The 11,433-nt window shown below is 68.8% G+C and carries 12 protein-coding genes; 4 read left to right on the forward strand and 8 right to left on the reverse strand.

All coding sequences use genetic code 11. The annotated features are described in order from the left end of the window. Positions 1-173: 173 nt before the first annotated feature. The 3 genes from AC0VY3_RS26155 to AC0VY3_RS26165 all read left to right on the forward strand — a co-directional run bounded on the left by AC0VY3_RS26155 (position 174) and on the right by AC0VY3_RS26165 (position 2,552). Complete coding sequence (locus AC0VY3_RS26155; protein WP_367539011.1) at positions 174-401, forward strand: helix-turn-helix transcriptional regulator; 228 nt, start codon at positions 174-176, stop codon at positions 399-401. Between the two features lie 75 nt (positions 402-476). Continuing rightward, on the forward strand, positions 477-1,715 hold the full coding sequence (locus AC0VY3_RS26160; RefSeq protein WP_367539012.1) for a tyrosine-type recombinase/integrase: 1,239 nt from the start codon (positions 477-479) through the stop codon (positions 1,713-1,715). 78 nt (positions 1,716-1,793) lie between these two features. Then, a complete protein-coding gene (locus AC0VY3_RS26165; protein ID WP_475550727.1) occupies positions 1,794-2,552 on the forward strand; it encodes a hypothetical protein in 759 nt (252 codons plus the stop codon). A gap of 254 nt (positions 2,553-2,806) precedes the next feature. Here the strand turns inward: AC0VY3_RS26165 and AC0VY3_RS26170 are convergent, their stop codons facing one another. The 5 genes from AC0VY3_RS26170 to rpsB form a co-directional block, all read right to left on the reverse strand. Next, complete coding sequence (locus AC0VY3_RS26170; RefSeq protein WP_103507112.1) at positions 2,807-3,892, reverse strand: phosphatidate cytidylyltransferase; 1,086 nt, start codon at positions 3,890-3,892, stop codon at positions 2,807-2,809. Further along, positions 3,892-4,449, reverse strand: a complete 558-nt coding sequence (gene frr, locus AC0VY3_RS26175; RefSeq protein WP_006127917.1) for a ribosome recycling factor — start codon at positions 4,447-4,449, stop codon at positions 3,892-3,894. The genes AC0VY3_RS26170 and frr overlap by 1 nt, the downstream gene beginning before the upstream one ends. A 122-nt stretch (positions 4,450-4,571) precedes the next feature. After that, complete coding sequence (pyrH, locus tag AC0VY3_RS26180) at positions 4,572-5,345, reverse strand: UMP kinase (RefSeq protein WP_103507113.1); 774 nt, start codon at positions 5,343-5,345, stop codon at positions 4,572-4,574. Positions 5,346-5,506: 161 nt separating this feature from the next. Then, the gene (gene tsf, locus AC0VY3_RS26185; RefSeq protein WP_030629547.1) at positions 5,507-6,343 is read right to left on the reverse strand and encodes a translation elongation factor Ts; all 837 of its coding nucleotides are present in this window, start codon (positions 6,341-6,343) and stop codon (positions 5,507-5,509) included. A gap of 99 nt (positions 6,344-6,442) precedes the next feature. Next, positions 6,443-7,399 carry a 30S ribosomal protein S2 gene (gene rpsB / locus AC0VY3_RS26190; RefSeq protein WP_475550728.1) on the reverse strand — a complete coding sequence of 319 codons (957 nt, stop codon included), beginning with the start codon at positions 7,397-7,399 and terminating at the stop codon, positions 6,443-6,445. A gap of 348 nt (positions 7,400-7,747) precedes the next feature. On the opposite strand from rpsB, the gene AC0VY3_RS26195 reads away from it, so the two are divergent. Beyond that, on the forward strand, positions 7,748-8,533 hold the full coding sequence (locus tag AC0VY3_RS26195) for a M23 family metallopeptidase (RefSeq protein ID WP_103507115.1): 786 nt from the start codon (positions 7,748-7,750) through the stop codon (positions 8,531-8,533). On the opposite strand, the gene AC0VY3_RS26200 is transcribed toward AC0VY3_RS26195, so the two are convergent. The 3 genes from AC0VY3_RS26200 to dprA form a co-directional block, all read right to left on the reverse strand. Then, entirely contained in the window at positions 8,472-9,041 is a 570-nt protein-coding gene (locus AC0VY3_RS26200; protein WP_103507116.1) for a TetR/AcrR family transcriptional regulator, read from the reverse strand. The two genes, AC0VY3_RS26195 and AC0VY3_RS26200, sit on opposite strands and share 62 nt — an antisense overlap. Before the next feature lie 139 nt (positions 9,042-9,180). Beyond that, positions 9,181-10,017: an RNA polymerase sigma factor WhiG gene (gene whiG / locus AC0VY3_RS26205; RefSeq protein WP_103507117.1), complete on the reverse strand. Its 837-nt coding sequence runs from the start codon at positions 10,015-10,017 to the stop codon at positions 9,181-9,183. 254 nt (positions 10,018-10,271) lie between these two features. Further along, positions 10,272-11,384: a DNA-processing protein DprA gene (gene dprA / locus AC0VY3_RS26210; RefSeq protein WP_103507127.1), complete on the reverse strand. Its 1,113-nt coding sequence runs from the start codon at positions 11,382-11,384 to the stop codon at positions 10,272-10,274. Positions 11,385-11,433 lie beyond the last annotated feature (49 nt).

Genomic DNA, 11,433 nt, shown 5'->3' on the forward strand with positions numbered 1-11,433 from the left:
CTACCGGACCCACTCCCTCCACAAGCGGGTCCGGTAGCGGCACCCATCCGCTACCGCTACCCCATCCGCTACCTCAAACAAGCCCCTGACCAGGGCGGTAGCGGAGGTAGCGGAAGTAGCGGACCTGAGTGAAAGGGGGCGACGCCCCCGCATCCCCGCGCCCGGGAGAACCCATGACATCTGACCCCCGCGCCGCCCTCCGGGGCGGGCTCCCCGACCGCTACTTCACCCCCGAGGACATCGCCGCCCTGCTCTCCGTCCCGCTCGAAACCGTCTACGCCTGGCGCAAGAAGCGCACCGGCCCGCCCGGCTTCCGCATCGGCAAACACCTCCGCTACGACCCCACCGCCGTCCACGCCTGGATCAACACCCTCACCGAAGCCGAGCACGCTGCCGCCTGACCCACACCACAAACACCCACAGGGGCGCGACCACACCGGTTGCGCCCCTGACGCATCCCCGACAGGAGCACCACGTTGGCCGGCCACATTCAAGACCGCTGGTACAAGACCGAACCAGGACCCGACGGAAAGCAACGCCGGGTCAAAAGCGACCGATACGGCTCCGGACTCCGCTACCGGGCCCGCTACGTCGGCCCCGACGGCACCGAGAAGTCCAAGAGCTTTCCCGACCGGCAGAAGCGTCTTGCTGAGCAGTGGCTCGCCAACGTCGCCTCTGACATGTCTCGGGGCCAGTACATCGACCCTCGCGCGGCCCGAGTCACGTTCAAGGGCTACTCCGAGAGGTGGCTCAAGGCGCACAGCGCGGACCTGTCGAGCCAGATCGTCACCGAGCAGCGGCTACGCCTGCACGCCTTCCCCATCCTCGGCTCACGCCCGCTCGACTCCTTCCGGCCGGAACACCTTCGCGACCTGGTGAGCGCCCTTGAGGCCAACCCTGGCGTGAGCGGGGCATACGCACGCAACATCTACGGCGACGTTCGAGCCGTACTGAGTGCGGCCGTGGACGACGGTCTCCTCCCCCGCAACCCGTGCTCCGCAAAGTCCGTGCGCCCGCCATCGGTCGAACGGCGGCGGGTCATTCCTTGGCTGCCCTCACATGTCCAGGCGGTCCGCCGTGCCCTCCCTGAGCGCTACCGGACCATGGTGGACACAGGCGCTGGTTGCGGGCTCCGGCAGGGGGAGATCGTGGGACTCGCTGAGGACGCCATCGATTTCGAGGCTGGCATTCTGCGGGTCGTTCGGCAGGTGAAGCTCATCCAAGGCAAAGCCGTGTTCTCTCCACCGAAGTGCGGCAAGGAGCGGGACGTCCCGCTTCCGTCCTCGGTGGCCGAAGCCCTGCGATCCCACATGGGGAACTGCAAGCCGGTTGAGGTCACCCTCCCGTGGCGGAAGCCTGACGGCCCGCAGGTGACGACCCGTCTCCTGTTCACGAACACAGCATCCGGAGTCGTCTGGCGCAGCAACTTCAATATCCAGGAGTGGAAGCCAGCCCTTGCGATGGCAGGTCTCATCCCGGACGCACACAACGGCAAGTACGAGTCCGCTCGCGAACACGGCATGCACGCGCTTCGGCACTTCTATGCGTCGGTGCTGCTGGACGCTGGCGAGAGCATCAAGGCGGTCAGCCAGTACCTCGGGCATACAGATCCGGCCCTCACACTACGCGTGTACGCCCACCTGATGCCTGCTAGCCAGGAACGGACTCGCAAAGCAGTCGATGCTGCCCTGATGTCAGCACCGAGGACCCCGTGATGCCGAAGAAGGACCCTCCGTCGCGCAGCGATGCGAAGTGCCACCTCACGGCGGGCCGTCCATGCCTGACGCTCCCGAGTGAAGGCGCTTGAGCAGTTGTCGCGCACTCTCCTGCCCCTAGTGCATGCCTGGGAGTATGCTGATCTGTTCAGCGCTCAGCAACTCACAGCCGGAGGTATAGCGTTGGCCGATATCAGCAAGTTGGCGAACCAGCTCGACCTGCTAATCAAGGAAGCCTCTCAGATCACGCTGAGGGACGATTGGACTTATCGCGCTTCCGAAGCAGCGAGAGGGCGCATCCTTTCGAACCGCCTCGAAGCCGCCATCGAGCGCATCGCCCTACCGGGATCGGCCTACGTAGAGCAACTAAACCAGCATCGCACCAAGCCGCTCGCGTACAAGCTTGATGAGCTGATCGCCATCGCCGACGGTCTTCACGCCGACATCGCGGCTGGGTGGACTGCGTCATTTGTTGAACTGGTGCACGCGGGTACCTATAGCGACTACTTGGAGATGTCACAAGAGTTGCTCGGCAAGGGATACAAGGACCCGGCGGCGGTTGTCACAGGCACCTCACTTGAGGTCCACGTGCGTGCCCTATGCGTCAAACACCAAATCGACACGGAGCTACCCGACGGCAAACCGAGGAAGGCTGACAGCATGAACGCCGACCTCAAGAAGGCCGGCGTGTACGACGGGCTGCAACAAAAGCAGATCACCGCCTGGATGGACCTACGAAACCAGGCCGCGCACGGAAACTACGAGAAGTACGACGAGCATCAGGTGCGCCTCTTCATCCACGGCGTTCATGCGTTCATGATCAAATATCCCGCTTAGGCACCGTGCCAGCCGGGCGGGGCGGCGGAACCCCCACGGCCCCGAGACGGCCCAGGGGCATGCGAATGGCCCGCCCAGGGAAGCAAATGTCCTGGTCAGTGGCCAGTCGCGGCCAGACAACTACCAGTTCTCCGGGCTTAGGCATGGTTCATCCAGTGTCGCAGACAGACGGATGAGGGCCCGCCGCCCTGTGGACGACGGACCCTCACTCGTGGAACGTGCAGGTGGGACGGGGTGCCGAGGTGCCGGGAAGCTCAGCCGGAGCCCACGAACAGCACCAGCAGCAGCCAGACGACCGGTGCGGTCGGCAGCAGCGAGTCCAGCCGGTCCATGATGCCGCCGTGACCGGGGAGCAGGGTGCCCATGTCCTTGATCCCGAGGTCCCGCTTGATCATGGATTCGCCCAGGTCGCCGAGGGTGGCGCTGACGGCGACCGCGAAGCCGAGCAGCAGCCCCTGCCACCAGGCGCCGCCGTCGATCAGGAACTCCATGCACAGCGCGCCGGCGACCATCGCGAAGGCGACGGCTCCGAACAGGCCCTCACGGGTCTTGCCGGGGCTGATGCGCGGGGCGAGCTTGTGCTTGCCGAAGCGCCAGCCGACGGCGTAGGCCCCCGTGTCGCTGACCACGGTGAGGACCAGGAAGGTCAGCACCCGCCACGATCCGTCGTCCGCCGTCAGCAGGAGAGCCACGAAGGTGGCCAGGAACGGCACGTAGAACGCCGCGAAGACCCCGGCCGTGACGTCCTTCAAATACCCGTCCGGCGGTTCGGTCATCCGCCAGACCAGCACGGCGAGAGCCGTCAGGGCCATCGCGATCCAGGCCCCCTCGGGACCCCGTGCGTAACCGGCGACGACCATCGCGGCTCCGCCGACGGCCAGCGGCACCAGGGGCGCCTTGATGCCCTTGCGTTCCTGGAGGCGGGAGGTGAGCTCCCACAGGCCGACGACGACGGCGATCACTATCACGCCGATGAAGACGGCCTTCACGATGAACAGCGAGAGGCCGATGACGGCGCCGAGACCCACGCCGACCCCTATGGCGGCGCGCAGATCACGCCCCGCACGCTTCTTCTGCGGCGGGGGCGGCAGCGGGGTGGACATGGGCTCCTGCGGCATCTCGTCACGGAACAGGGGGCCGCTGACGTGAGCGGCATCCCTGTCCCGGTCGTCGCGGTCGGCTGCGTCTCTACCTGCGTCGGGAACGTCCGGCACGTTGGGCATGGGCCGAGTCTGCTGGGCATCACGCACATCGTGGGCAGGACCCGCCGGGGCGGCGCTCATCTCGGGCGTGCCCCAGTAACCGGCTCCCTGCGGGGCGCCCCAGGAAGAGTCGTTCATCAGACTTCGAGCAGCTCGGCTTCCTTGTGCTTGAGCAGCTCGTCCACCTGCGCGACGTACTTCGCGGTGGTGTCGTCGAGCTCCTTCTCGGCGCGGCGCACCTCGTCCTCGCCGGACTCCTTGTCCTTGACGAGCTTGTCGAGGTTCTCCTTGGCCTTGCGGCGGATGGAGCGGATCGAGATCTTGGAGTCCTCGGCCTTGGTCTTGGCGACCTTGATGTACTCCTTGCGGCGGTCCTGGGTGAGCTCGGGAAAGGTCACCCGGATGATGTTGCCGTCGTTGCTCGGGTTGACGCCGAGGTCGGAGTCGCGGATCGCCTGCTCGATGTTGCGCAGCGCGGTCTTGTCGAACGGCGTCACGACGGCCATCCGCGGCTCGGGAACCGAGAACGAGGCCAGCTGGTTGATCGGGGTCAGCGCGCCGTAGTAGTCGGCGACGATCTTGTTGAACATCGCCGGGTGCGCACGGCCGGTACGGATCGCGGCGAAGTCCTCTTTCGCGACGACAACGGCCTTCTCCATCTTCTCCTCGGCCTCGAGGAGGATTTCTTCGATCACCACGTGCTCCTGCGTGTCTTGGGTGGGCCCGGCGTCGTCATCGCCGCGCCCTGCGGGTCCTGCGTCGCGTCCTCACCTGCACGGTGTCCGACCGGCAGGCCGTTGTCCATCCTGGGGGGCCGTCAGGCCCGGGTACTCGCGTCGCTCACGAGCGTGCCGATCTTCTCACCCTTGACCGCACGAGCGATATTGCCCTCGGCGGTCAGCTCGAAGACGAGGATCGGGAGCTCGTTGTCGCGGCAGAGCGTGATGGCGGTGGCGTCGGCGACCTTCAGGTCGCGGGTGATCACCTCGCCGTACTCCAGAGCGTCGAACTTGACCGCGTCGGGGTTGGCCTTGGGGTCGGAGTCGTAGACCCCGTCCACGCCGTTCTTCCCCATGAGCAGCGCCTCGGCGTCGATCTCCAGGGCGCGCTGGGCGGCGGTGGTGTCGGTGGAGAAGTACGGCATGCCCATACCGGCGCCGAAGATCACGACGCGCCCCTTCTCCAGGTGCCGGACGGCCCGGAGCGGGATGTACGGCTCGGCGACCTGGCCCATGGTGATGGCGGTCTGGACGCGCGAGTCGATGCCCTCCTTCTCCAGGAAGTCCTGGAGTGCCAGGCAGTTCATGACGGTGCCGAGCATGCCCATGTAGTCGGACCGGGCCCGGTCCATGCCGCGCTGCTGGAGCTCGGCACCACGGAAGAAGTTGCCTCCTCCGATGACCACCGCGATCTGGGCGCCGTCGCGTACGACGGCGGCGATCTCGCGGGCGATGGTGTGCACGACGTCGGGGTCGACGCCGAGGCCACCGCCACCGGCGAACGCCTCACCGGAGAGCTTCAGCATGAAGCGCCCGGAGCCCTTGTCGTCGTGCTTGTCGTCGGCCTGAATGGCGTCCGCGCCCTTGTCCATGGAAATTCTCCTCGTGCACATACGAAGAAGGCCATTGCCGGTGGGTCTGGTGTCCCTACAGCGGCAATGGCCTCCTCGTCAGATCTGCGGTCGTCCGGCGTGGGTGCGGCCGTCGACTGCGTCAGACCCTATCGGGTCCGGCGCTGTTCGCCCGGACGGACTCAGATGCCGACCTTGATGCGCGAGAAGCGCTTCAGGGTGACACCGGCCTCGTCCAGGACCTTCTGGACGGACTTCTTGGCGTCCAGCGCGTACGGCTGGCCGAGGAGGGTGGCCTCCTTGAAGAAGCCGTTGACGCGACCCTCGACGATCTTCGGGAGCGCGGCCTCGGGCTTGCCCTCGGCACGCGTGGTCTCCTCGGCGACGCGGCGCTCGGCCTCGACGACCTCGGCCGGGACGTCCTCGCGGGAGAGGTACTTCGGGGCGAAGGCGGCGATGTGCTGCGCGATGCCCTTGGCCAACTCGGCGTCGGCCTTGTCCAGCTCGACCAGAACACCGATCTGCGGGGGCAGGTCGGGCATGGTGCGGTGCATGTACACACCGACGTAGGCGCCGGTGAACTGCGCGAAGCGGTCCAGGACGATCTTCTCGCCGAGGTTGGCGTTGGCCTCGTCGACGTACGCCTGGACGGTCTTGCCGGCCTCGATCTCGGAGGCGAGCAGCGCCTCGATGTCGGCCGGGGAGGTCGCGGCGACGTGCGCGGCGAGCGTGTTGGCGACGGCCTGGAACTTGTCGCCCTTGGCGACGAAGTCCGTCTCGCACTTCAGCTCGAGGATGACGCCGGACGTCTGGTCCTCGGAGATCAGGGAGACGACGGCACCGTTCTCGGCAGAACGGCCCTCGCGCTTGGCGACGCCCTTCTGGCCCTTGATACGGAGCGCCTCGACGGCCTTGTCGACGTTGCCGTCGGCCTCGTCGAGCGCCTTCTTGCAGTCCATCATGCCGGCGCCGGTGAGCTCGCGGAGCTTCTTGACGTCAGCGGCGGTGTAGTTCGCCATGAGTCTGTATGTCTCTCTCGAAGTCTGAAAGATCTACGGGTGAACGGCGGGGGCGACGCTTGTGGCGTCGGCCCCCGCCGTCAGTAGCCGTGACGGGTGTCAGGCCTGCTCGGCGTCCGCGTCGGCGGCCGGAGCGTCGGCGGCCGGAGCCTCGGCGGCCGGAGCCTCGACAGCGGCCTCGGCCTCGGCGACGGCCTCGGCCGGCTTCTCGGCGTCGGCGACCTTCTCGGTCTCGGCGGAGGACTGGACCTCGGCGGCAGCCGCGGTCTCGTCCTTCTTGTCGCCCTCGAGCAGGTCGCGCTCCCACTCGGCGAGGGGCTCGCCGGCGGCCTTCTCGCCCGGCTTCGAGTCACCGGTGGCGGCACCGGAGCGGGCGATGAGGCCCTCGGCGACGGCGTCGGCGATCACGCGGGTGAGCAGGGTGACGGAGCGGATCGCGTCGTCGTTGCCCGGAATCTTGTAGTCGACCTCGTCGGGGTCGCAGTTGGTGTCGAGGATCGCGACGACCGGGATGTGGAGCTTGCGCGCCTCACCGACGGCGATGTGCTCCTTCTTGGTGTCGACGATCCAGACGGCGCTGGGCACCTTCTGCATCTCGCGGATACCACCGAGGGTCTTCTCCAGCTTGGCCTTCTCGCGCGAGAGGACCAGGAGCTCCTTCTTGGTGAGGCCGGAGGCGGCCACGTCCTCGAAGTCGATGAGCTCGAGCTCCTTCAGACGCTGAAGGCGCTTGTAGACGGTGGAGAAGTTGGTGAGCATGCCACCGAGCCAACGCTGGTTGACGTACGGCATGCCGACGCGCGTCGCCTGCTCGGCGATGGCCTCCTGGGCCTGCTTCTTCGTACCCACGAACATGATGGAGCCGCCGTGGGCGACGGTCTCCTTGACGAACTCGTAGGCGCGGTCGATGTACGACAGCGACTGGAGCAGGTCGATGATGTAGATGCCGTTGCGCTCGGTGAAGATGAAGCGCTTCATCTTCGGGTTCCAGCGACGGGTCTGGTGACCGAAGTGGACGCCGCTTTCCAGCAGCTCCCGCATCGTGACGACGGCCATGGCCGTACTCCTTGAGGTACTCGGTTATCGCGACCGCAGGTTTGCGCTCGCGCCTGACGCCCCGACGCGCCGTGCCACGAGGGACCGAGGAGCGCGGCCACCTCCGAGAAGAGGGAGGTGGCGGGGCGTGCGAAGTCGACCCGGTGACCCGGATCGCCGTAAGAAGTGTACGGGACCGGCTGAGTGCCGGGTGACCGCGATGTCCACAACCGCGTGACCGGGAACTTCACCACCACCACATGACCGCGATCTTCACGGTCGGGTGACCGGGATGTCCACAACCGGCGAGTAGTCCACAGGAACGGTCCGCGATCCCCGGAATCCCGGCCTCCGGGCCATCGTGGCGACATGCGCCATCAGCCCGCCCCGCACCGCTCCCCCGCCCACCGCACCCTGCTCCCGCTCGTGCTCCTGCCCCTGCTGCTCTCGCTGCTCGTGCTGTGCGGGCTGCTTCCGACCGGGCCGCCCACGCCTGGCCCGGCCGTCGCACCGGCCGGAGTCGTGGCGGCCTTGCCGGGCGCGGACGCCGACGTGGACGAAGACGACGACGCTGACACCGACGCACACGCAGACACAGACACAGACACAGACACCGATGTGAGCGCCGACGACGACGGCCGGAGCTGGCCGCTGGCCGGGAGACCTGCGGTGTTGCGGGGGTGGGAGCCGCCCGTCGGTCCGTACGGGCCAGGCCATCGCGGCGTGGACCTCGGGGCCGGGCCGGGCGCCCGGGTGCTGGCGGCCGCCGGGGGCCGAGTGTCGTTCGCGGGGCGGGTGGCGGGCCGCGGGGTGGTCTCCGTCGAGGTGGCCGGCAGCGGTTCGCCGCCGCTGCGCACCACGTACGAACCGGTGCGGGCGCTGATCGAGGAGGGCGCGCGCGTACGGGCCGGGCAGCCGGTCGGAGTGCTGGAGAAAGGGCCGTTCCACTGCGCGGAGGGCTGCCTGCACTGGGGCCTGCGGCGCGGGGACGCCTATCTGGACCCGCTCTCGCTGCTGCCGCCCGCACTGCTGCACACAGGCCCCTCGCGGCTGCTTCCGGTGTTCGGTGTGCCGGAGCCGGAAGCCGTCCGGGTCAGTCGCTCAGGCCGCCGGTCACACCGCGCAGGACCATCGCGACGACGGTGTCCGCGATGACGCCCGGCTCCTCCGCGACGCCCAGTTCGATACGGCGCACGGCGGCGTCGACCGAACCCTGCAGGAGCATGGCGGCCAGCCTGGGCTGCTCGTTGCCGAGGTCGGCCAGCGCTTCGACGATCATGGCGATCAGTCCGCCGTGCGCGGCGCGGATCTTCTCCCGGGCGCCCGCGTCCAGCTCGCTCGCGGAGATCGCGACGACCGCGCGGTGGCGGCGGTCCCCGACGAGGTCGAGCTGCCGGCGCACATACGCCTCGATCTTCGCCTCAGGCGTATCGGCGCGCTGCATGGCGTTCTCGACCTCGGCCGCCCAGACGGGGAAGTCGACGGCGCACAGCTCCTCGACGACGGCGGCCCGGGAGCGGAAGTACTCGTACACGGAGGACCGGGCGAGGCCCGTGCGCTCGGCGAGTGCGGGGAAGGTCAACGCCTCCGTGCCGCCCTCGGACAGCAGGGAGCGCGCGGCGTCCAGGAGGGCGCCGCGCTGCATGGTCCGGTGCTCGGCCACGGAGGCCGCTCGAATCCTGGGCACGTGTCCACTCTACGGCGGCAGACGTGCGGGGGAAGGGCACGGCCTCCGACCGGATGGCCGGAGAGGGCCGGGAAGAAGCCGGGAAGAAGCCCGGGAAAGGGCCGCGAAAGCGTTGTCAGCGGCCCGCGTCGGCGAGCTTCGCGCGGAGCTGCAGCACGGACTTGGTGTGGATCTGGCTGACCCGGCTCTCGGTCACCCCGAGGACGTTGCCGATCTCCGCGAGGGTGAGGCCTTCGTAGTAGTAGAGGGTCACCACGGTCTTCTCGCGGTCGGGGAGGGTGTTGATGGCCCGCGCGAGCAGTCGTCTCAGCTCACGGTCCTCGGCGACCTCCACCGGGTTGTCGGCGGCGGTGTCCTCCAGCGTGTCCATCAGGCTCAGCCGGTCGCCGCCCTCGCCGCCGACGTGCAGCAACTCCTCCAGGGCGACCACATTCGCCAGCGACAACTGGCTGAAAACCGCATGTAGTTCCTCCAGCGCGATGCCCATCTCCGCGGCCACCTCGGCCTCCGACGGCGTGCGCCGGAACTGCGCCTCCAGCGTGGCGTAGGCACGCTCCACGTTCCGCGCCTTCTGCCGGACGGACCGCGGGATCCAGTCCAGCGCCCGGAGTTCGTCGATCATCGCGCCGCGGATCCGGGTGATCGCGTACGTCTCGAACTTGATGGCCCGTTCGATGTCGAACTTCTCGATGGCGTCGATCAGTCCGAAGACCCCGGAGGAGACGAAGTCGGCCTGCTCGACGTTGGACGGCAGCCCCACGCTCACCCGGCCCGCGACGTACTTCACGAGCGGCGAGTAGTGCAGGATCAGCTGCTCCCGCAGCCGCTCGTCGCCCGTGGTCTTGTAGGAACGCCACAACTCGTCGAGGGAGGAGGGAGCGGGAGGGCGCACAGTGCCACGCGCAACCGGTGGTACTGCCGCGCGGTCAGACCCGGAGGTGTGCTGGGGCATGTGATGCCTTGAGCCGTTCTGCCGTGAAGTGCTGGGGGACTTTTGTCTGGGGCGGAATCCTTGTGAGCGTAGCGTGACTGAGGCGTCGCAGTCCGCGCAGGACGGGAGTTCCATGCCGCGTGATGGTGTGCCGCCGTTCACGCCGCCCGCGCCCGCCGGGGGCCGGGACCGCCACCGTGGGTGCGGGTCCCGGGCAGGTCACCGATCGATCGTGCGAGGTCATCGGCCTTACCTTTTCACCCGAATGCTCCAGGTCAAGGACCGCCTCGCCGCGCGTCGTCGTTGCGTACCGAAGGAAGCGTCAACCGCCAGCCGTCGCCTTCTCGTTCGACGAACCCCAGTGAGTGCAGTTCGTACAGTCGACCGAGCGTTTCGTCTGCCGAAGTCCCCGCGGTGCGGGCGAGGTCACGGGGGTGGCTGGCACCGCGGTACGGAAGCGCTTCGAGGACTCTCGCGGTGGCCGCGTCCAGGTGGTCCCTGGGCAGCACCGGGCCGCGTCGGACCGGCGGGAGGTCGCCGATGTCCCCGACCAGCTCGACGACTTCGTCGGCGTCGGTGACGAGCACGCCCTCGCCTCGCAGCAGCTCGTGGACCCCTGCCGACAGGCTGCTGGTGGCGGGTCCGGGCACCCCCATCGCGAAGCGGCCGAGCCGTTGGGCCTGGCGGGCGGTGACCAGCGAACCGCTGCGGTATTCGGCCTCGACCACGACCGTTCCCCTGGTCAGCGCGGCGATGACGCGGTTGCGCAGGATGAATCTGCTGCGGGTGGGGTGCGAGGTGGGCGGCAACTCGGCGACGACGAGACCCTGTTGGGCCAGCCGCCCGAGCAACTCGGCGTGCCCGCGCGGGTAGGGTACGTCGACACCGCAGGCCAGCACGGCCGTCGTCGCCCCGCCCGCCGCGAGCGCGCCCCGGTGGGCGGCACCGTCCACCCCGAACGCCGCCCCCGACACCACCACCCAGCCGCGCTCCGCGAGCCCGGAGCCGAGGGTCGCCGCCATGTGCGCCCCGTACGGGGTGCAGGCTCTCGCACCGACAACCGCGACCGAGCGCAGGGACCACAGCCGCAGGTCGGGCCGCCCCCGCACCCAGAGTCCGACGGGCCGCGCGTCGCCCAGGTCGTCCAGCTGGCTCGGCCACTCCCGGTCCCCCGGGCAGACGAAGCGTCCGCCCACCGCGGCGACCGCGGCCAGATCCCGTTCCGGCTCCGCGGCGGCCGCCCGCAGCCGGTAGCCACCGAGCCGGAGAGCGGTCATCCCCGGCAGCCTCTCGGCGGACCCGTCCTCGACGGTGAGCCGCCGCAGCAGCTCGACCGCGCCGGTCCGCCGCAGCCAACGCCCGGCCCGCTCGTCCCCCGGCTCCAGCACCCGCGTCAACGCGGCCCTGGCCACCCGCTCCCGCTGCCGGCCTTCCACC

The sequence above is a fragment of the Streptomyces sp. iso_384 genome (assembly GCF_056172905.1).